Raw genomic sequence first — 20,283 nt, 5'->3', positions numbered from 1 at the left:
CCCGGTTTGACCGCCATTTTTCCGGCAATCCCTTGTATATGATCGACAGCGTGGCAATATTTGCGCTTTCCCGTCTCGTTCGTCCGGAGTTTTGATGAAAAAGTGGTTCATCCCCCTGCTGGCCCTCTGGCTGTATGGCTGTTACGCAGGTCCAGGTGAAGAGGCAATCCGGACCCAGGTCACCGCCAAACTGCAGGCAGACACCGACGCCAATCTGTTCGAGATCAGTGACTTCGCCATCCTGGACAAGGAAGAGCGCATGGAGGGGGTCTATCTGGTCAAGGTGAGCTACCAGCTCCACTTCAAGCAGGGGATGGAACAGCTGCAGGTGCTGCACGACGAGGATCTGGTCTATGACAGGGTCGGTCCCTTCCAGCAGGAGATGGGACTGATGGAGCTGGAACGCAAATACGGCGAGTTCGAGGCAGGCCAGGTGCTGCCGCAGCAGGCCGAAGTGTGGATGATGAAAACCGAGCAGGGCTGGCGTCTGGCCGAGCCCGCCCACTGACACGCAACCGACCAGAATACCCAGGCTGACTCAGGCCTGGGTATCCACCCTATCCCCCTCGCTAGCCGGCGCGCAGCCCCGTTCAGTACACGGGATGGGCGGACGCTGATTGTTGGACAGCTCCAGCTAAATAGCAGTATCAATCCGGCCAACCACCACGCCGTGGCGCACCAGATTCAGCCTCCCTTAGAACAGATCCTTGAAGCGGTACCAGAGCATGCCGAGCGCCAGCAGGGGCGAGCGCAGCGCCGGGCCGCCGGGGAAGGTCATGTGGGGCACGCTGCCAAACAGATCGAAACCCCGGCTCTCCCCCTTGATCGCCTCCGCCACCAGCTTGCCCGCCATGTGGGTGGCATTGAGACCGTGGCCGGAATAGGCCTGAGCATAGAAGACATTGGGCTGCTCCGGCAAGCGGCCGATCTGGGGCAGCCGGTTGGCCCCGATGCCTATCATGCCGCCCCACTGGAATTCGATGGCGGTATCCGCCAGCTCGGGAAACACCCGCAGCAGCTTGGGCAGCATGAAGGCCTTGATGTCGCGAGGATCCCGGCCCGAATAGTTGCAGGCACCGCCAAACAGCAGCCGACCGTCGGCGGAGAGACGGTAGTAGTCGAGCGCCACGTTCTGATCGCACACCGCCATGTTCTGCGGCAGCAGGCGCTGGCGCAGCCGCTTCTCCAGCACCTCGGTGGCGAGGATGTAGGAGCCCGCCGGCAGCACCTTACCCCCCAGCTCGGAGTTGAGGTCGTTGAGATAGGCGTTGCAGCCGATCACCAGGTAGTCGGCGCTGACCCGGCCGTGGGCGGTGGTGACCTGCAGCCGATCGCCATAGTCGATGTGCACCACTCTGGACTGCTCAAACAGGGCCACACCCAGGCTGGCCGCCGCGCGCGCCTCACCCAGCGCCAGGTTGAGAGGGTGCAGATGGCCGGAGCCCATGTCGATCATGCCGCCGATGTAGCGATCCGAGCCCACCACACTGTGAATATCCTCCCGTGCCACCAGCTTCACCTCATGCCGGTAGCCGAGGCTCGCCAGGTGCGCCGCCTCCTCTGCAAACCCGGCCAGATGGCGCTGACGGGTGGCGAGATCGCAGTAGCCCCAGCGCAGGTCGCAGTCGATGTTGAAGCGCTCGATCCGCTCGCGTACCAGCTCGACCGCCTCCAGCCCCATCAGATCCAGCTCGCGCACGCCCTCTTCACCAATCCAGCGGGCGAACTGAATGGTGTCGTGACCGATACCGCGAATGAGCTGACCACCGTTGCGCCCGGAGGCGCCCCAGCCGATGCGGTTGGCCTCCAGCAACACCACCTTGTAGCCGGCTTCGGCCAGATTGATGGCGGTGTTGAGACCGGTGAAACCGCCGCCAATGATGCAGACCTCGGCATTCAGTTCGCCACTGAGCTCAGGCCACTGCTGATTGTCGTTGCGGGTGGCCGCGTAATAGGAGGCCACGTGCTCCTGATGGGGGTAGTGCTTTCCTGCCTGCATGCTCAGCATCCTGCCTTGATAGCGTTGCGTTTACTAAAATAAACGGCCTGTCATCGATAATACTCAGCCACTCGCCGCCAATCCAGCCCGCAGGGATCACAGAAATGCAAAAGGTGCCTCGAAAGGCACCTTGTTCACGTCCACTGGCGACCCCGCCATGCTGCAATGCAAAAGGCGCCCCGCAGGGCGCCTTTTCATGCAATCAAACTACCGTAACGAATTACAGTACGTCGATGGCGTTCAGGTCGGAGAACGCCTTCTCCAGACGAGCGATCATGGTAGTCTGGCCGGCACGCAGCCATACACGCGGATCGTAGAACTTCTTGTTCGGCTTGTCGGCGCCTTCCGGGTTGCCCAGCTGACCTTGCAGGTAGGCTTCGTTCTTCTTGTAGAAGCCCAGAATGCCTTCCCAGGTCGCCCACTGGGTGTCGGTGTCGATGTTCATCTTCACCACGCCGTAGGAGATGGATTCGCGGATCTCTTCCAGAGTGGAACCTGAACCACCGTGGAATACGAAGTCCAGAGACTTGGCAGGGATGCCGAACTTCTCGGAAACGTACTTCTGGGAAGCGTCCAGGATGGACGGAGTCAGCTTGACGTTACCCGGCTTGTAAACACCGTGTACGTTGCCGAAGGAGGCAGCGATGGTGAAACGCGGGCTGATCTTGGACAGACGCTCGTAGGCGTAGGCCACGTCTTCCGGCTGGGTGTACAGGGCGGACTGGTCCATGTGGCTGTTGTCGACACCATCTTCTTCGCCACCGGTGCAACCCAGTTCCAGCTCCAGAGTCATGTTCATCTTGGCCATGCGGGTCAGGTACTCGCAGCAGATGTCGATGTTCTCTTCCAGAGACTCTTCGGACAGATCCAGCATGTGGGAGGAGAACAGCGGCTTGCCGGTTTCGGCAAAGTGCTTCTCGCCCGCGTCCAGCAGACCGTCGATCCACGGCAGCAGCTTCTTGGCGGCGTGGTCGGTGTGCAGGATGACCGGTACACCGTAGGCTTCGGCAACGGCGTGAACGTGCTTGGCACCGGAGATGGCACCGATGATGGCAGCTTGCTGGCCTTCCAGTTTCAGACCCTTACCGGCGGTGAACACGGCACCACCGTTGGAGAACTGAACGATAACCGGTGCTTTCACCTTGGCGGCAGCTTCCAGTACGGCGTTGACGGAGTCGGTACCGACGCAGTTGACGGCCGGCAGAGCGAAGCCGTTCTCTTTCGCGATGGCGAACACTTTCTGAACGTCATCACCAGTGATCACGCCGGGTTTTACGAAGTCGAAAATTTTCTTAGACATGTTTAATCGTCCTGTTCTCGTATGCCGTTAATAAAAAATGGGGGGTTCATCATGAACCGGCACAGCGGGCACATGATAAACGAAACGGGAGGCTTTTGCCCCCCGTCTCGGGTCAATTAGGCTTTGGCGCGCTGTTCCAGAATCGCAACAGCCGGCAGTACCTTGCCTTCCACGAACTCCAGGAAGGCGCCGCCGCCGGTGGAGATGTAGGAGACCTTGTCGGCGATGCCGAACTTGTCGATGGCAGCCAGGGTGTCACCACCGCCAGCGATGGAGAAGGCCGGAGAAGCAGCGATGGCTTCGGCGATCACCTTGGTGCCTTCAGCGAACTGGTCGAACTCGAACACGCCGACCGGGCCGTTCCACAGGATGGTCTTGGCGTTCATGATGATGTCGGCCAAGGCCTTGGCGGAATCCGGGCCGATGTCGAAGATCATGTCGCCGTCGGTCACGTCAGCGACGGACTTGATGGTGGCCGGGGTGGACTCGGAGAACTCGGCACCGACAACTACGTCGGTGGTCACCGGGATGTTGGTTTCGGCAGCCAGTTTCTTGGCGGTGTCGATCAGGTCGTGCTCGCACAGGGATTTGCCGACGTTGTGACCGGCAGCAGCGATGAAGGTGTTGGCGATACCACCACCGACCACCAGCTGGTCAGCGATCTTGGAGAGGGATTCCAGTACGGTCAGCTTGGTGGAGACCTTGGAGCCGCCCACGATGGCAACCATCGGGCGCTCGGGCTTCAGCATGGCTTTGCCCAGGGCTTCCAGTTCACCCGCCAGCAGCGGGCCGGCACAGGCGACCGGTGCGAACTGGGCCACACCGTAGGTGGAACCTTCGGCGCGGTGAGCAGTACCGAACGCATCCATTACAAAGACGTCACACAGGGCGGCGTATTTTTTGGCCAGCTCTTCGGTGTTCTTCTTCTCGCCTTTGTTGAAGCGGCAGTTTTCCAGCACAACCAGCTCACCGGCGGCGACTTCTACGCCATCCAGGTAGTCTTTGGCCAGACGAACCGGGCAGGACAGTGCGTCTTTCAGATAGTTGACAACCGGAGCCAGGGAGAATTCTTCGTTGTATTCACCCTCGGTCGGACGACCCAGGTGGGAGGTGATCATCAGCTTGGCGCCCTTTTCTAGAGCCAGCTTGATGGTCGGCAGAGTCGCCACGATACGTGCATCGGAGGTGACCTTGCCGTCTTTTACCGGCACGTTCAGGTCAGCACGGATCAGAACGCGTTTGCCCGCCAGATCCAGGTCAGTCATCTTGATAACAGACATATTCAGTCCTCTATATTTTCAGGTAATGTTAAAAACAGTAACCTTGCGCCCGGTGCAGGCTCTCAGCCTGCGGCCATCATGGCCCGGGTGGTATCCAGCATGCGGTTGGCGAAGCCCCATTCGTTATCACACCACATCAACATCTTGACGAGGTTGGCATCGCTGACCCGGGTCTGGGTACCATCAATGATGCAGGAGTGAGCATCATGATTAAAGTCTACGGAGACCAGTGGCTCTTCCGTGTAATCCAGAATACCGCTTAATGTACCTCTGGATGCCCGTTGCAGGGCTTGATTTACGTCAGTAACCGTCACTTTTTTACGAACAGTAATACTGAGATCCATTGCCGTTACATTGATGGTCGGTACCCGCACCGCGATCGCCTCGAACTTGCCGGCGAAGTGGGGGAGGATCCGCTCCAACCCCTTGGCCAGCTTGGTATCCACCGGGATGATGGACTGGCTGGCAGCGCGGGTTCGACGCAAGTCGCTGTGGTAGGCATCGATGACTTGCTGATCATGCATGGCCGAATGAATTGTCGTAATAGTACCACAATTTATCTCGAATTCTCGATGCAATGTTTCGATGACAGGGACCACGCAGTTGGTGGTACAGGAGGCGTTGGAGACGATCCGCTCGCGCCCGGTCAGCACCTGATGGTTGACCCCGTAGACGATGGTGGCGTCCACGTCCGCCTCGGCCGGATGGGAGAACAACACCTTGCCCGCCCCCGCCGCCAGATGCAGCTCGGCATCGGCCCGCGAGCCGAACACCCCGGTACAGTCCAGCACCACGTCCACCCCCAGCGCCCGCCACGGCAAGCGCGACGGATCCCGCTCGGCAAACAGGGAGATGAGATCCTCCCCCACCAGCATGCTGTTGCCGGCCAGCTGCACCGGATGGTGGAAGCGACCGTGGCTGGTGTCGAAGCGGGTCAGGTGCACCATGGCTTCGGGGGCGGCCAGCTCGTTGATGGCCACTATCTTGATGTTCTTGTCGCGGCCGCTCTCGTAGAGGGCCCGCAGCACGTTGCGGCCGATCCGCCCGTACCCGTTGATGGCAATCTTGATCATGAAAATTCCGGGTCCTCAGCATGGACAAAGGGACAAGCGGATGGCTGACTCACGACAGCAGGGCATCCTGAAATTCACCGCGGGCCAGCAGTGCCGCCCCGAATACCCCGGCGCTGTCCCCCAGGGCTGGAGCAATAATGGGGGTGGCGAAGCGGGGATTAAAGAGGAAGGGCAAAATAGTCTCCCGTCCCACGCTGTACAGGCTCTGCACGTTGCCGACCCCGCCGCCGATGACGATCACATCCGGATCCAGGATGTTGACCACGTTGGCGAGCGCCTGGCCAAACAGCAGATGCAGCCGGTCGATGGTGAGCTTGGCCACGTGATCGTGAGCCGTCGCCGCCACTATCTTGGCCAGTGGGAGGTGACGCTTGGCCTTGGCCTCGTACCAGGCCTCCAGCGCCGGGCCGCTGATGAAGGTCTCGACGCAGCCGCGCTTGCCGCAGTAGCACTCGGGGCCGTCGGGCGAGAGCACGTTGTGGCCCCACTCGCCAGCGATGCCGTGGTGACCGTTGAGGATGCGACCGTTGATGACGATGCCGGAGCCCACTCCGGTGCCCATGATGATGCCGAACACTACCTTGGCATCAGGGTGGTGCTGGCGCACCGCCCCCAGATGGGTTTCCGCCAGCGCGAAGCAGTTAGCGTCGTTGGCGATCAGCACCGGCACGCCGAGCCGGCGCTCCAGATCTTCCTTGAACGGCTTGCCGTTGAGCTCGGTGGTGTTGCAGTTCTTCATCAGGCCGGTTTGCGGATCCCGCGCCCCCGGCGTCCCCATGCCGATAAGCGTCGGCCGCTGACCGATCTTGTCGGCGCACTCTGCCACCAGTTTGGCGATCTGGCCGATCATGTGGTCATAACCGCCGGCACGCTCGGTGGGAATGCGATGGCGCAGCAGCACCTCGTCCCCTTCCAGTACCACGCATTCGCACTTGGTACCGCCAAGGTCGATACCCCAATCCAACAACCTGTTGCTCATCCTGCCTCCAGCCATGACCTTGGGGCGTCAGGCCCGGGTGCACCTTGCCGTGCCCGCCTGCCGTCGACCGCCCGCTACCGGGTTGCAGTGTAACCCGAGCGGTGGTCAGGATGCAGCCCCCGCCGCAGACAGCAAAACGGGGCCCGCAGGCCCCGTTGGTCACTGTGCTGTCGGCGGCGCTCAGCGGCCGTGGTACTGGGCGGACAGCTCGTGTACCGCGTTGACGAACACGCCGGCATGTTCCGGGTTCACATCCTGATGGATGCCGTGCCCCAGGTTGAAGACGTGGCCGTTGCCGTGGCCGAAACCGGCCAGGATGGAGGCGACCTCTTCACGGATGCGAGCCGGGCTGGCGTAGAGCATGGAGGGGTCCATGTTGCCCTGCAGCGCCACCTTGTCGCCGACCCGGCGCTTGGCGTCGGCGATGTCAGTGGTCCAGTCCAGACCCAGTGCATCGCAACCGGTGGCGGCGATCTGCTCCAGCCACTGGCCGCCGTTCTTGGTGAACAGGGTGACCGGCACGCGGCGACCATCGTGCTCGCGGATCAGGCCATCGACAATCTTGTGCATGTACTGCAGGGAGAAGTCGCGGTAATCGCGCGGGGTGAGCACGCCGCCCCAGGTGTCGAACACCATGACCGCCTGGGCACCCGCCTTGATCTGGGCGTTCAGATAAGCAATCACGCTGTCGGCCAGCTTGTCGAGCAGCAGGTGCAGGGTCATGGGCTCTGCATACATCATCTGCTTGATCTTGGTGAACGCCTTGGAGCTGCCCCCCTCCACCATGTAGGTGGCCAGGGTCCAGGGGCTGCCGGAGAAGCCGATGAGCGGCACTTCGCCCTTGAGCTCGCGGCGGATGGTGCGCACCGCATTCATCACGTAGCCGAGTTCATCTTCCGGATCCGGCACCGGCAGCGCCTGCACGTCGGCCATGGAGGTGATCGGACGCTCGAAGCGCGGGCCTTCACCCTGCTCGAAGTAGAGACCCAGCCCCATGGCATCGGGCACGGTGAGGATGTCGGAGAAGAGGATGGCGGCATCGAGTGGATAGCGGCGCAGCGGCTGCAGGGTGACTTCACAAGCCAGCTCGGCGTTGCGGCACAGGGACATGAAATCCCCCGCCTGGGCGCGCGTGGCCTTGTATTCCGGCAGATAGCGGCCAGCCTGGCGCATCATCCATACCGGGGTCATGTCCACTTCCTGGCGCAGCAGGGCACGCAGGTAACGATCGTTCTTCAGCTCTTTCATCCCAGTTCCTGAGTCATATCCAGCATAAAATGGCGGATATGATACCACTTTGTGCGCGGCGGGGGGCGGCTCAAACGCCTGCCGCCGCCGTTGGAGTGCAAAGATGTGAAGGGGCGCAAACAAGCGCCCCTCTTTGCATCCCTCAGGCCTGCTCGCCGAGGCTGAGCTCGATCAGCCGCCGCGCTATGGTGCCGTGGGGCGGCAGCCTTGGCAGCCCGTCGGCCTCGAAGAAATCGGCGGCCACCAGCTCTTCGTCCTGCACCCGGATCTCGCCACTCTCATAATCGGCGGTGAAGCCCATCATCAGGCTGTGGGGAAACGGCCAGGGCTGGCTCGCCACATAACGCACGTTGGTCACCCGGATGCCGCTCTCCTCGAACACCTCCCGCGCCACGCACTGCTCGAGGTTCTCCCCCGCCTCCACGAAGCCGGCCAGCACGGTATACATGGGATCCTCGGCCTGATAGTGACGGCGGTGGGCCGCCAGCAAGATGGCGGCCCCCTTGCGCACCGCCACTATGATGCAGGGGGAGATGCGCGGATAGACCAGGTGGCCATGGCGGCACCCTTGCGCCCACTCCCCCGCCTTCGGGCTCATGGGGGCGCCGCACTCGCCGCAGAAGCGGTGGGTGCGGCGAAAGGTGGCGAGTTGCCAGGCGCGGCCGGCCAGCTGAAAGCCCGTTTCATCCCCGGCCACCATCAGCTGGCGCAGGGGAGTCAGGGTCGCGGTGTCGGCCGCCTCCCCCAGATCCAGCAGCAGGCAGGGCAGCCCGTCCCACTCGTCAAAGCGCTCAAAGGCGGCATGCTGCAAATGGCTGGGCAGACAGGCACGGGGGCCTTGTGGAATGCGCCCCTGGTCATCCAGCAGGACGAGGTGATCGCCCCCCAGCACGAACCAGCGGGCCTGTTCGGTTAATGGCATAAATGCAGCACTCTTTGTTGTGACGTCGGTCGGAATGCGCGCCCGGGGCTGGGCGGCGGTGACGGATGAAAGCGACAACCAGCCACCATATTAAGACGCGGCAAGCCGGGTGGCGACCCCAAGATGGCGGCTTTTCAATGCTCATGAGAACGCCCATGAAAAAGGCCGCCCGCAGGCGGCCTGATGTTGGTCACGGTCGATCAGGCGTCGCCCATCGCCAGCAGGGAGGCGTTGCCGCCCACCGCCGTGGTGTTGATGGTGCGGGTCTTCTCGGTAATGAAACGGCTAAGGTAATGAGGGCCGCCCGCCTTGGGACCGGTGCCGGAGAGGCCCTGCCCGCCGAACGGCTGCACCCCGACCATGGCGCCGATCTGGTTGCGGTTGATGTAGACGTTGCCCACGTTGATGCGGCTCGCCAGCTCCTCGGCATGGGATTCGTTGCGGCTGTGGATCCCCAGCGTCAGGCCGTAACCGGTGCCGTTGATGTCGCTGATCACCTTGTCCAGATCCCGGGCGGCGTAGCGCACCACGTGCAGGATGGGGCCGAACTGCTCGCGGGTCAGCTCGCGGATGGAGCCGATCTCCAGCGCGGTCGGCTGCACGAAGTGGCCCCCCAGGGTCACGGCCGGCATCGGCGCCTGGGCGATCAGGCGGGCACGCGGGATCATGTGCACCAGGTGCGCATCCAGCCCGGCCTTGGCCTCGGCGTCGATGACCGGGCCGACGTCTGTGTTGTGCTCGGCCGGGTTGCCCACTTTGAGCTCCTGCAGGGCACCGGTCAGGATCTCCAGCACCCGCGGCGCGATCTCTTCCTGCAGGTAGAGCACCCGCAGGGCGGAGCAGCGCTGGCCGGCGCTCTGGAAGGCGGCGCTCACCACGTCGCGCACCACCTGCTCCGGCAGGGCGGTGGAGTCGACGATCATGGCATTCTGACCGCCGGTCTCGGCGATGAGCGGCAGGATGGCGCCATCGCGCTGGGCCAGAGTCATGTTGATGAGCTTGGCGGTCTCGGTGGAGCCGGTGAAGCAGACGCCGCCGATGCGGGCATCCGCCGTCAACTTGGCACCGACGGTGGCGCCGTCACCGGGCAGCAGTTGCAGCACGTCGCCGGGAATGCCGGCCTGATGGGCCAGAGTCACCGCCAGATGGGCGATGAGACCGGTCTGCTCCGCCGGTTTGGCGATGACGGTGTTGCCGGTGGCCAGCGCCGCGGCGATTTGGCCGAGGAAAATCGCCAACGGGAAGTTCCACGGGCTGATGCAGACAAAGACGCCGCGCCCCTGCAGGAACAGCTCGTTCATCTCGCCGGTGTAACCGGGCAGCAGGGTCGCCTGCCCCATCAGGCCGCGGGCCTGCACCGCGTAGTAGCGGCAGAAGTCCACCGCCTCGCGCACCTCGTCGATGCCGTCCTGCAGCAGCTTGCCCGCCTCGCGGGTACAGAGGGAGATGAACTGCTCGCGGTTCGCTTCCAGCAGATCCGCCAGTTTCTCAAGGGCGGCGGCACGCTCGCTCACCGGGGTCTCGCGCCAGCGCGGGAAGGCGGCATGGGCCGAGGCCAGCGCCTGCTCCACCGCCTGCTCGTCGGCCCAGTGGATCTTGCCCACTAGCTGGCTCACATCCTGCGGGCTCAGCACCACGCGGGCCTCATTGCGCTTGAGGGTCTCGCCATCGACGATGGGGCCCGCCAGCCACTGCTTGCTCTCCAGCTCCTTCAGCTTGGCGAAGAAGGGGCGCTGGATGGAGACAATGTTCATGTTGACGCCGCTGGAGTTCTTGCGGTCGCTGAACAGGTTCACCGGCTGCGGAATGCGATCGTTGGCCAGGCTGGAGTAACGCTTGAGGGTGCGCAGCGGGTGCTCGGCCAGGGAGTCGACCGGGGTGTTGGGATCCACCAGCTTGTGGACGAAGGAGGTGTTGGCCCCGTTTTCCAGCAGACGGCGCACCAGGTAGGGCAGCAGATCCTTGTGGGCACCCACCGGCGCATAGATGCGGCAGTGCAGGCCGGGATGTTCGTTCAGTACGGCGTTGTGCAGCTCCTCCCCCATGCCGTGCAGGCGCTGAAACTCGAACTGGCGATCGCCGGCCATCTCCAGAATGCTGACCACGGTGTTGGCGTTGTGGGTGGCAAACTGGGGCGAGATGAAGCCGCGGGTCGGCTCGCTCAGCAGGTAGCGGGCGCAGGCGAGGTAGGAGATGTCGGTGCCCGCCTTGCGGGTAAACAGCGGGTAGCCGGGCAGGCCGGCCTGCTGGGCGTATTTCAGCTCGCTGTCCCAGTAGGCGCCCTTCACCAGCCGCACCGGGATCAGGTCCCCCTGCTCGCGAGCCAGCCCGGTCAGCCAGCAGAGCACCGGCAGAGCGCGCTTGGAGTAGGCCTGCACCACCATGCCGAGCTTGCCCCAGCCGCGGTTGGCGTCGGAGCGATAGAGCTGCTCGAACAGATCGAGGGAGAGCTCGAGGCGGTCCATCTCTTCGGCGTCGATGCTGATGGCCACGTCCTTGTCGCGGGCGAGGCGCACCAGTCCCACCAGCCGCTCGCACATCTCGCCGAGCACCCGCTCGCGGTTGGCCACGTCATAGCGCGGATGCAGCGCCGACAGCTTGATGGAGATGGAGGGGGCCGGGCCGCCGTCGCTGATGCGCTCGTTGCCCACCGCCTCGATGGCGCGCTGGTAGTCACCGAAATACTTGTCGGCATCGGCCAGGGTCAGGGCGGACTCCCCCAGCATGTCGTAGGTATGGGTGTAACCCTTCTCGCGGGACTTGCGGCTCGCCTTGAGGGCTTCCTTCATGTCGCGCCCCAGCACGAACTGCTTGCCCATGATCTTCATGGCGGCGTACATGGCGGAGCGCACCACCGGCTCCCCCAGCTTGTTGACCATGCGGCCCAGCAGGTTGGCCGGGTTGCCGTCCAGCTTCTTGTCCAGCTTGATGATCTTGCCGGTCAGCATCAGCCCCCAGGTGGAGGCGTTCACCAGGGTGGAGTCGCTCTTGCGAAAATGGGACGACCAGTTGGCGCCGGAGAGCTTGTCCTTGATCAGGGCATCGGCAGTCTCGGCATCGGGAATGCGCAGCAGCGCCTCCGCCAGGCACATCAGAATGATCCCCTCCTGGGTATCCAGGCTGTACTCCTGCAAGAAGGCGTCGATGCCGTCGCCAGAGCCGCTCTCCTTGCGCACCTTGGTCACCAGGGTGCGGGCACGCTGGGTCACCCGCTCCAGCGAGGCGCCGTCCCCCGGCAGCATGGCCGACAGCTCGGCCAGATAGGCATTTTCATCCACCACGTAGTTCTGGGTGATGGCTTCGCGCAGGGCGGCCAGATCGGAGGGAACATAGTCAGCGGCAAGCACTTGGGTAGCTTTGAACATATGGGGTCTTCCTGTACGCCCTAGGGCTGATATCGACGAAGGCGGCCGTGCCGCCGAAACGCCGATAATGTATACAATATCGACCCATAGATGAAATGAAATTGTTGCCTGTTATTAACAAAGATCGCTGATTGGCTCATATGGCGCACTATATCGGTGCCATATGCTAACTAGGTAAAATTCATCGCCTTATTTTGTATACAATTTTTATCAAGGCAAAAAAGAAGGGTCGCCATGGCGACCCTTCACTCTGCTTCCGACAGCCGTTGTCAGTTCATCCAGCGATCGCCGCGGCTGCGACGACGGGGCAGCATGGGCAACAGGATGCCGAGCAGGATGCCGCCACCCACCATGGCACCACCGCGGATGAACCAGTCCATCTGCATGTCGTGCTCCTGGTTGTCGTAGCTCTGGGTCAGGGCGTCGTTCTGCTCTTTGAGGTTGCCCATCTCCTCGCTCTGGCTGGCCAGCTGAGCCTTCAGGCTGGCGATCTCCTTGCTCTGCTCGGCGATCTTGCCATCCTTCTCGGTGAAGCGTTTCTCGTTGTCACCGTTGAGGTTCAGCAGGCGGGCCTTGGCCTCTTCCAGCTCTTTTTGCACCTGGGGCAGCCGTTCGCGCAGGCTGATCTCGCCCTGCAGCTCGCTGCTTTTGATCCAGCCTTCACGGCCACGACCATCCACCACCTGGGTGAAACCGGCTTCGTTGTTCACTGCCTTGACGTCCAGCGGCTCACCCGCCTTGACGCTGCCAAGGATCCGGTACTGGGTACCCGGACCATTGTGAATAAAGGTAAAGATGTTGTCTGAAACATAACGGGTATCGGCCAGTGCCTGTTGGGCACACAAGCAGATCAGGATCCCGAGAAGGGCGCGCATGGTCGATCGGTTCTCTTCGTTTGGTTAGGTGACTGGCGAATGTTAAGCCGCCTGCGGGTCAAAGGACAAGCAAAGAAAAGTGGCGCCCCCCGAGCTGAGAGCTGGCTCGCAACTTGTCTGCGCCGCGACGCGACCATTCCGGACGCCGCTGCCTATTTCTGTTTCAGTGCCTTCACCTCATCCCGCAGGGCACGCAGCTCCTGCAACAACAGATCCTGCTGCGCACTCTGGTGATGGCGCCACTTCTCCAGCTCGCCGTCCCCCCGCCCCGGCTGCAGAAACAGGCTGGCCATGAAACCGCTGATGGCGCCGAACAGGCCGACCCCGAACAGGATCAGCAGGCTGGCGACGAAACGCCCTTGCTCCGTCTTGGGCACCAGATCGCCGTACCCCACGGTCGACAGGGTCACCAGCGTCCACCAGAACGCATCGTAGGGGGTCTGGATCTGGCTGCCGGGCTGGCCCGATTCGATCAGATACATGACCCCGGAACCGACCCCCAGCAGCAGGAAGAACAGGAACAGAATGCCGGAGAGGGTGGTCTCGTTGCGCTCGCGGCGAAACATGGCCAGCAGATCCGGTTGATCCCGCAGTAGCCGGTAGACCCGCCACAGCTGAATGAGCCGTGCCCAGCGCAGCTGCTCCACCATCGGCAGGCTGCCCGGCAGATAGAACCAGTTGGCCTTGAAGAAGGCCATCCGGTCGGAGGCCCGGGCCCAGCCATAGGCGAAGTGGGCGAGGAAGAAGTAGCAGATCAGGCTGTCGACGTCATAGAACAGCTGCAGGGTCTGGGGGGTGAGCTGGGCATGTCCCCACCAGCGGGCCGTGACCAGCAAAACCGAGATCACCGACAGAAACGCCATCAGCAGATCCATGGCGCGCAGATGAGTTAAGTGATGTCGCATACATTTTCCCACTTTAGGCACGGTGCGAATTAATAAAAAGGAAGATAATGCCGATAGTCCTGAGGACAAAGGAAAACCGGTCATTAAAAGGAGAAATATTATGCAGTTAAACCCGCTGGAGAGGCGAATGAGCAATATCCGGCTGGTACCCAAAGTGGTACTGCTCATGGTGTTCAGTACTGTGCTGCTGCTGGTCAAGCTCTGGTTCGACGCCAGCAATCTGGAAACCACCCTGCTCAACGAAGGCATCGCGCCCGACAAGGCGGACACTATCGCCAACAGCCTGCTCTGGACCGGGTTGATGGAGACCGCCATCATGGGGCTGCTGTTCGTGGTGCTGCTGCTGACCGGCTCGCGCCTGATGGTCAAGCAGGTGCACTATCTGGTGGGCCTGCTGGAGCGCTTCGCCCGCAAGGATCTGAGCCACCGGGTACTGCTCAAGTCCCGTGACGAGTTCGGTGACATCGCCAAGGCGGTGGCCCACTCCCAGGAGAATCTCAAGGAGGTGTTTGGCACCCAGCGCGTCGCCTGCAAGGAGCTCAACGACATCGCCTCCCAGGTCACCCTTTGCATGGAAGAGGCCAACGAGGCCATCAGCGAGGAGTTCACCCAGATTGAACAGCTGGCCAGCGCCATGAGCCAGATGGTGGGCGCCATTCGCGAGGTGGCCGCCCATGCCGAGCAGGCCTCCCACGCCACCGCCGAAACCAGCCTGCTGGCCGAGGAGGGCAGCCGCTGCGTGGCCGCCACCGTCAACACCATAGATACCCTCTCCGGCAACATTCAGCGCTCCTCCACCGTGGTCAATCAGGTGGAACAGGGGGTCGAGCAGATTGGCTCCGTTGTGGATACCATTCGCGGCATCTCGGAGCAGACCAACCTGCTGGCGCTGAACGCCGCCATCGAAGCCGCCCGCGCCGGCGAGGCCGGCCGCGGCTTCGCGGTGGTCGCCTCCGAGGTGCGCGAACTGGCCAACCGGGCCCAGGCCGCCACCGTCGAGATCCAGAAGATGATCGAGCAGCTGCAGGGCAACGCCCGCCAGGCCGCCGAACTGATGGCCCAGAGCGTGCAGCAGGCCGACAAGGGGGTGGAGCAGGTGACCCAGGCCGGCGACCAGCTCGCCACCATAGTGCAGCGGGTACAGGGGGTGGCCGACATGAACCGCCAGATCGCCGCCGCCTCCGAACAGCAGAGTTCGGTGGCCGAGGAGATGAGCGGCAACCTGGAGCAGGTCAAGCAGGTGGTGGAGGGCTCCGTGGTGGTGCTGCGCGAGCTGCAGGAGGCCTCCGAACTGGTGGAGCGCCACAGCCAGACCCTGGATACCCATATCCAGGCCTTCAAACTGGCCTGACTTTCACGCAGCAATCTGGTTAGACTGGAAGGCCCCACGAGGGGCCTTTCTTTTTTCATCGCGGCAAGGAGCCAGGATGCAGACCACAGAACTTGCGCTTGAAATCAGCACCGACAAGGGACGGCTCGACGTGCCGCTGATCCACCGCTTCTTGTCTGAAGAGGCCTACTGGTGTCGCGGCATTCCCCTTGCCACCCTGCAGCGGGCCATCAACCATTCGCTCTGCTTTGGCGGCTACCTCGGCGCTCAGCAGGTCACCTTCGCCCGGGTCATCACCGACCGGGCCACCTTCGGCTATCTGGCCGACGTGTTTGTCCTGCCTGAGCATCGCGGCCGGGGCTACAGCAAGGCGCTGGTGGCGGCCATGCTCGACCATCCCGAGTTGCAGGGATTGCGCCGCCTCTCCCTCGCCACCTCGGATGCCCACGGCCTCTACGCCGGTTTCGGCTTCGTGCCACCCGCCAGCCCCGGCAGCCTGATGGAGATCTACCACCCCGATATCTACCAGCGCACCTGAATGGCCGGCTGCCGATAATTCCCGCCGGATCATGCTTCTCGCCCCTGCGCTGTGACGCGGGGGCCCGACAGTGCTAGATTGGCAGCCAGCGTTTTATCCGGCAGTTTCGTTAATCACAAGGACGGCAACCGTGGCCCAGCACTCTCCCTCTTTCTCCGCCTTCTCCCCCTTGCTGCAGGAGCTGGCCCAGCGCCACTGGCAACGGCTGACTGAACTGGCCCCCGACTACGGCACGCAGCCCGAGCCGATGCGCCAGACCCTGCTGACCCTGCTCGGTCTCTCCGATTTTGTCGCCGATTCCCTCTTCAAACAGCCTGAGTTGCTGACCGAGCTGCTGGCCTCCGGAGATCTGGAGCAGGCCGAGCGCTGGCCCGCCTACCAGCACGATCTGACCGCCCTGCTGGCCGAAGTGGATGACGAGGAGGTGCTCAAGCGCATCCTGCGCCAGTTCCGTCGCAGCCGCATGCTGGTGATCGCCTGGCGCGAGCTGCTGGGTCACGCGGCGGTGGAAGAGAGCTTTGTCCACCTCACCAGACTGGCGGGTGCGCTGATCTGCGCGGCCCGCGACTGGCTCTACGCCAAGCAGTGCGGCGAGCTGGGCACCCCGATGGATGGCAACGGCAATCCGCAACCGCTGCTGATCCTCGGCATGGGCAAGCTGGGGGGCGGCGAGCTGAACTTCTCCTCGGACATCGACCTTATCTTCACCTTCCCCGAGAACGGCTACACGGTCGGCGGGCGGCGCGAGCTCGCCAACCAGCAATTCTTCATCAAGCTGGGCCAGCGCATCATCAACGCCCTGCACCAGAGCACGGTCGACGGCCAGGTGTTTCGGGTCGACATGCGGCTGCGCCCCTTTGGCGACGCGGGGCCGCTCGCCATCTCCTTTGCCGCCATGGAGGATTACTACCAGCACCACGGCCGCAACTGGGAGCGCTACGCCATGGTCAAGGCGCGGGTGCTGGGGCCCCAGTGCGAACATGCGGTCGAGCTGGCCGAGATGCTGCGCCCCTTCGTGTTTCGCCGCTATATCGACTTCGGCGTCATCGACGGCCTGCGCCAGATGAAGGCGATGATCGCCGCCGAGGTGCGCCGCAAGGGGCTGGAGGGCAACATCAAGCTGGGGGCCGGCGGCATTCGCGAGGTGGAGTTCATCGCCCAGGCGCTGCAGCTGATTCGTGGCGGGCGCGAGCCGGCACTGCGGGTGCGCCATCTGCCGGAGGCGCTGGCCGCCATCGCCCGGTGCGGCGCCCTCGAATCCACCCATTGCGACCGCCTGCTGACGGCCTATCGCTTCCTGCGCCGGGTCGAGAACATATTGCAGGAGATCGGCGATCAGCAGACCCAGACCCTGCCCACCGAGGAGCGGGATCGCCAGCGGCTCGTCGCCGCCCTCGGCTTTACGGACTGGGGCGCCTTTATGGCTCATCTGGATGAGGAGATGGCTGCCGTCCATCAGGAGTTCGCCGCCGTGGTGGGGGAAGAGAAAGAGGCCCCCGCCCATCTGGAGCAGCTCTGGCTCGATCTGTGGCGCACCGAGCTCGACGCCGCCGAGCTGGAGCAACTGCTGACTGCGCAGGGGGTGGCCGAGCCCGCCTCGCTCTGCGCCGCCCTGCTGCGCTTCAAGGAGGAGTACAAGCGCCGTCAGGTCGGCCCGCAGGGGCGCATCGCGCTGGACTGGCTGATGCCGGAGCTGCTGCGACTGGTGGTCGCCAGCGAGCAACCTGCCCGCCTGTTCGAACGGGTGTGCGAGCTGCTGACCCGCATCTTCACCCGCAGCGCCTATCTGCAGTTGCTGGCGGAGAACCCGGGCGCCCTGCGCCAGCTGGTGCGGCTGTGCGACGCCAGCCATCTGGTGAGCGAGCAACTGGCCCGCTACCCCATTTTGCTGGACGAGCTGCTCGATCCCCAGCACCTCTACCACCCCACCCCGCTCGATCAGTACAAGCCCCAGCTGCGCCAGTTCCTGCTGCGCATCCCCGAAGAGGACGTGGAGCAGCAGATGGAGGCGCTGCGCCAGTTCAAGCAGGTGCAGCTGCTGCGCATCGTGGCGGCCGACATCGCCGGCGCCCTGCCGCTGATGAAGGTGAGTGACCACCTCACCTGGCTGGCGGAGGCGATCACCGAAGAGGTGGTCAATCAGGCCTGGGCCCAGATGAGCGAACGCTACGGGGTGCCGCCCGAGGTGGCGGTGAGCGGCCAGCGCGGCTTTGCGGTGGTGGCCTACGGCAAGCTGGGTGGCATCGAGCTGGGTTACGGCTCGGATCTCGACCTGGTGTTCCTGCACGGTGGCGACCCCAACAGCTACACCGACGGGCGCAAGCCCATCGACAGCCGCCAGTTCTACCTGCGCCTGGCCCAGCGGATCCTGCACCTGTTCAGCACCCGCACCCCGTCCGGCATTCTCTACGAGATCGACATGCGGCTGCGCCCCTCCGGCGACTCGGGCCTGCTGGTCTCGTCGCTGTCGGCCTACGAGCTGTATCAACAAAACGAGGCCTGGACCTGGGAGCATCAGGCGCTGGTGCGGGCCCGTCCCATCTATGGCGATGAGGCGGTGATCGCCGAGTTTGCCCGCATCCGCCGCGCCGTGCTGGCCAAGGAGCGCGAGCTGCCGACCCTGGCCCGCGAGGTACGCGAGATGCGCCACAAGATGCGGGATCACCTGCTCAAGGCGGGCGCCGGCGAGTTCGATCTCAAGCAGTCCCCCGGCGGCATGGTGGACATCGAGTTCATCGCCCAGTACCTGGTGCTGGCCCATGCCTGCGGTGAACCCGAGGCGCTCACCCGCTGGTCCGATAACGTGCGCATCTTCGATGAGTGCGTGCTGGCGGGAGTGCTCACCCTGGAGCAGGCGGAGGGGCTCAAGCACGCCTATCTGGAGATCCGCAACCTCGGCCATCGCCTCAACCTCTCCGAGGTCTCCCGCAAGGTGGGCGACGACAGGCTGCTGCCGGAGCGCGGCCATGTGCTGGCAGTCTGGCAACAGCTGCTGGGGGAATAAACAGCAGGGGCGCCGAGGCGCCCCTTGTTGTATCTATCATCGGGTCGGGGTCAGCGCCCGCCGGCCACGTCGATGAAGGTGCCGGTGACGTAGGAAGCCTCGTCAGACAGCAGCCAGGCGATGGCGGCAGCCACCTCGGCCGGCTGACCGCCCCGTTGCAGCGGGATCTGCCCCTTCACCCGGTCGACCCGACCTGGCTCGCCGCCGTCGGCATGCATGTCGGTGTAGATAAAACCCGGACGTACCCCATTGACCCGGATCCCCTGGGCCGCCACCTCCAGCGACAACCCCCTGGTCAGCACGTCGACGGCCCCCTTGGCGGCGGCATAGTCCACGTACTCCCCCGCCGAACCCAGCCGGGCGGCGGCCGAGGAGACATTGACGATGGCGCCCCCCGCCGTCATCCGGCGCACCGCCTCACGGCAGCAGAGAAAGCAGCTGGTGACATTGGTGGTCAGGGTCTGATTGATGCGCTCGGCGCTCATCTCCAGCACCCGCATCTGCGGTTGCAACCTGCCGGCGTTGTTGACCAGATGGGTGATGGGGCCGAGCCGTGCGTCCATCTCCTCGAACAGACGCACCACCTCGGCCTCCACCCCGACATCGGCCTGCACCGCGATGCAGCGGACCGGATAGTGGGCCAGGATCTCGGCCACCAGCGCCTCGGCACTGCCCTGGTCATGGCGATAGTTGAGGCACAGATGATAGCCCTGCCCCGCCAGATGACGGGCGGTGGCGGCGCCAATGCCTCTGCCGCCGCCAGTGATCAGCACCCGTTTGTTCATGGACTCTCCTGGTCTTGTGGCGCATGGTGGCACTGCGAGATGGATGGCAGCCGTGTCAGGCCGGGCCGTGATCCATCACAGTCTCCACCAGCACCTTGTTGAAACGCCGATAGCCCTGCTCATCGAGCGGGGCCGGATAGCTCAGCACCCGCAGCGCATGGCCTTGATGCTCCGGTTGATAGGGCGGGTGCACATGGTCATGATCGCTCAGGCAAAAACCTAGCGACTGGTAGAAGCGCAGCCGGCGCAGGGCGATCTCGTCCTCTGGCGGGTCTATCTCCAGGATGACCGGACGCCCCGCCGTCTCGCAGAAGGCGGCAAGCAGGCGTGAGCCGTGGTTCTGGCCGCGCAGGGCCGGGTTGATGGCCAGATGTTCGATGTAGATCTGCTCGCCGCAGTCCCACCAGAAGATAAAGCCGAGCAGCTGCTCGCCCTGATAAAAGAGCTGACAGTGAAAGCGGGAGTCTCCCATCTTGAGCTCTTGATGCTGCGGCTGACGCTGTTCGTAGCGGGGAAAGCTGCTGCCGTAGATCTGCCAGACCAGCGGCCAGTCCGGATGGGATGTCTCTCTTGCGATTTCACTTCGACTCATTCATCTGCTCCTTGGTAAAACCACAGTGATACCATCTTTGTCCAGCCCAAACACCCCTCTCTTTCGCTACCGACGCCGGCAGCATCCC

General features: G+C 63.5%; 16 protein-coding genes. 4 read left to right on the top strand and 12 right to left on the bottom strand.

Annotated features, from left to right (window positions below; genetic code table 11):
• Nucleotides 1-94 precede the first annotated feature (94 nt).
• Complete coding sequence (locus PG881_RS18650) at nt 95-508, top strand: hypothetical protein (RefSeq protein WP_024946158.1); 414 nt, start codon at nt 95-97, stop codon at nt 506-508.
• A gap of 186 nt (nt 509-694) precedes the next feature.
• Here the strand turns inward: PG881_RS18650 and PG881_RS18645 are convergent, their stop codons facing one another.
• The 10 genes from PG881_RS18645 to PG881_RS18600 all read right to left on the bottom strand — a co-directional run bounded on the left by PG881_RS18645 (nt 695) and on the right by PG881_RS18600 (nt 14,015).
• Nucleotides 695-1,999 carry an NAD(P)/FAD-dependent oxidoreductase gene (locus PG881_RS18645; RefSeq protein WP_270801987.1) on the bottom strand — a complete coding sequence of 435 codons (1,305 nt, stop codon included), beginning with the start codon at nt 1,997-1,999 and terminating at the stop codon, nt 695-697.
• Between the two features lie 220 nt (nt 2,000-2,219).
• The gene (gene fbaA, locus PG881_RS18640; protein ID WP_011704732.1) at nt 2,220-3,299 is read right to left on the bottom strand and encodes a class II fructose-bisphosphate aldolase; all 1,080 of its coding nucleotides are present in this window, start codon (nt 3,297-3,299) and stop codon (nt 2,220-2,222) included.
• Between the two features lie 116 nt (nt 3,300-3,415).
• Nucleotides 3,416-4,579 (bottom strand): phosphoglycerate kinase, encoded by a 1,164-nt coding sequence (locus PG881_RS18635; RefSeq protein ID WP_011704731.1) that lies wholly within the window; start codon nt 4,577-4,579, stop codon nt 3,416-3,418.
• A 62-nt stretch (nt 4,580-4,641) separates the two neighbouring features.
• Nucleotides 4,642-5,652 carry an erythrose-4-phosphate dehydrogenase gene (gene epd, locus PG881_RS18630; protein WP_010635047.1) on the bottom strand — a complete coding sequence of 337 codons (1,011 nt, stop codon included), beginning with the start codon at nt 5,650-5,652 and terminating at the stop codon, nt 4,642-4,644.
• A gap of 49 nt (nt 5,653-5,701) precedes the next feature.
• Nucleotides 5,702-6,631, bottom strand: a complete 930-nt coding sequence (locus tag PG881_RS18625; protein WP_103827897.1) for an ROK family protein — start codon at nt 6,629-6,631, stop codon at nt 5,702-5,704.
• A gap of 180 nt (nt 6,632-6,811) precedes the next feature.
• A complete protein-coding gene (gene hemE, locus PG881_RS18620; RefSeq protein ID WP_024943205.1) occupies nt 6,812-7,879 on the bottom strand; it encodes a uroporphyrinogen decarboxylase in 1,068 nt (355 codons plus the stop codon).
• A 142-nt stretch (nt 7,880-8,021) separates the two neighbouring features.
• Entirely contained in the window at nt 8,022-8,801 is a 780-nt protein-coding gene (gene nudC, locus PG881_RS18615; RefSeq protein ID WP_269384753.1) for an NAD(+) diphosphatase, read from the bottom strand.
• Nucleotides 8,802-9,001: 200 nt separating this feature from the next.
• Nucleotides 9,002-12,166: a bifunctional proline dehydrogenase/L-glutamate gamma-semialdehyde dehydrogenase PutA gene (putA, locus tag PG881_RS18610; protein ID WP_270801978.1), complete on the bottom strand. Its 3,165-nt coding sequence runs from the start codon at nt 12,164-12,166 to the stop codon at nt 9,002-9,004.
• A 269-nt stretch (nt 12,167-12,435) separates the two neighbouring features.
• Entirely contained in the window at nt 12,436-13,041 is a 606-nt protein-coding gene (locus PG881_RS18605) for a TIGR04211 family SH3 domain-containing protein (protein WP_011704726.1), read from the bottom strand.
• Between the two features lie 152 nt (nt 13,042-13,193).
• Nucleotides 13,194-14,015, bottom strand: a complete 822-nt coding sequence (locus PG881_RS18600) for a potassium channel family protein (RefSeq protein WP_039214669.1) — start codon at nt 14,013-14,015, stop codon at nt 13,194-13,196.
• A 31-nt stretch (nt 14,016-14,046) separates the two neighbouring features.
• Here PG881_RS18600 and PG881_RS18595 point away from each other — a divergent pair, with 31 nt between their 5' ends.
• The 3 genes from PG881_RS18595 (at nt 14,047) to glnE (ending at nt 18,818) form a co-directional block, all read left to right on the top strand.
• Nucleotides 14,047-15,297: a methyl-accepting chemotaxis protein gene (locus tag PG881_RS18595; RefSeq protein ID WP_042064136.1), complete on the top strand. Its 1,251-nt coding sequence runs from the start codon at nt 14,047-14,049 to the stop codon at nt 15,295-15,297.
• A 76-nt stretch (nt 15,298-15,373) separates the two neighbouring features.
• Complete coding sequence (locus tag PG881_RS18590) at nt 15,374-15,814, top strand: GNAT family N-acetyltransferase (protein WP_270801973.1); 441 nt, start codon at nt 15,374-15,376, stop codon at nt 15,812-15,814.
• Between the two features lie 130 nt (nt 15,815-15,944).
• Nucleotides 15,945-18,818 (top strand): bifunctional [glutamate--ammonia ligase]-adenylyl-L-tyrosine phosphorylase/[glutamate--ammonia-ligase] adenylyltransferase, encoded by a 2,874-nt coding sequence (gene glnE / locus PG881_RS18585; protein WP_270801971.1) that lies wholly within the window; start codon nt 15,945-15,947, stop codon nt 18,816-18,818.
• Between the two features lie 50 nt (nt 18,819-18,868).
• On the opposite strand, the gene PG881_RS18580 is transcribed toward glnE, so the two are convergent.
• Both PG881_RS18580 and PG881_RS18575 read right to left on the bottom strand, forming a co-directional pair.
• Nucleotides 18,869-19,603 carry an SDR family oxidoreductase gene (locus PG881_RS18580; RefSeq protein WP_270801969.1) on the bottom strand — a complete coding sequence of 245 codons (735 nt, stop codon included), beginning with the start codon at nt 19,601-19,603 and terminating at the stop codon, nt 18,869-18,871.
• A 55-nt stretch (nt 19,604-19,658) separates the two neighbouring features.
• Nucleotides 19,659-20,195 (bottom strand): GNAT family N-acetyltransferase, encoded by a 537-nt coding sequence (locus PG881_RS18575; RefSeq protein ID WP_270801967.1) that lies wholly within the window; start codon nt 20,193-20,195, stop codon nt 19,659-19,661.
• Nucleotides 20,196-20,283: the final 88 nt, after the last annotated feature.

Source organism: Aeromonas sp. QDB54 (genome assembly GCF_027707385.1).
GTDB classification, from domain to species: domain Bacteria; phylum Pseudomonadota; class Gammaproteobacteria; order Enterobacterales; family Aeromonadaceae; genus Aeromonas; species Aeromonas hydrophila.
This window is presented reverse-complemented; position numbering and strand designations above follow the sequence as displayed.

Excerpts from the sequence above, each read along its gene's own strand:
- PG881_RS18575 (WP_270801967.1), bottom strand. The coding sequence starts at position 20,195 with ATGAGTCGAAGTGAAATCGCAAGAGAGACATCCCATCCGGACTGGCCG.
- PG881_RS18625 (WP_103827897.1), bottom strand. The coding sequence starts at position 6,631 with ATGAGCAACAGGTTGTTGGATTGGGGTATCGACCTTGGCGGTACCAAG.
- PG881_RS18605 (WP_011704726.1), bottom strand. The coding sequence starts at position 13,041 with ATGCGCGCCCTTCTCGGGATCCTGATCTGCTTGTGTGCCCAACAGGCA.
- epd (WP_010635047.1), bottom strand. The coding sequence starts at position 5,652 with ATGATCAAGATTGCCATCAACGGGTACGGGCGGATCGGCCGCAACGTG.
- PG881_RS18595 (WP_042064136.1), top strand. The coding sequence starts at position 14,047 with ATGCAGTTAAACCCGCTGGAGAGGCGAATGAGCAATATCCGGCTGGTA.
- PG881_RS18645 (WP_270801987.1), bottom strand. The coding sequence starts at position 1,999 with ATGCAGGCAGGAAAGCACTACCCCCATCAGGAGCACGTGGCCTCCTAT.
- putA (WP_270801978.1), bottom strand. The coding sequence starts at position 12,166 with ATGTTCAAAGCTACCCAAGTGCTTGCCGCTGACTATGTTCCCTCCGAT.
- PG881_RS18650 (WP_024946158.1), top strand. The coding sequence starts at position 95 with ATGAAAAAGTGGTTCATCCCCCTGCTGGCCCTCTGGCTGTATGGCTGT.
- PG881_RS18635 (WP_011704731.1), bottom strand. The coding sequence starts at position 4,579 with ATGTCTGTTATCAAGATGACTGACCTGGATCTGGCGGGCAAACGCGTT.
- hemE (WP_024943205.1), bottom strand. The coding sequence starts at position 7,879 with ATGAAAGAGCTGAAGAACGATCGTTACCTGCGTGCCCTGCTGCGCCAG.
- PG881_RS18580 (WP_270801969.1), bottom strand. The coding sequence starts at position 19,603 with ATGAACAAACGGGTGCTGATCACTGGCGGCGGCAGAGGCATTGGCGCC.
- fbaA (WP_011704732.1), bottom strand. The coding sequence starts at position 3,299 with ATGTCTAAGAAAATTTTCGACTTCGTAAAACCCGGCGTGATCACTGGT.
- PG881_RS18590 (WP_270801973.1), top strand. The coding sequence starts at position 15,374 with ATGCAGACCACAGAACTTGCGCTTGAAATCAGCACCGACAAGGGACGG.
- nudC (WP_269384753.1), bottom strand. The coding sequence starts at position 8,801 with ATGCCATTAACCGAACAGGCCCGCTGGTTCGTGCTGGGGGGCGATCAC.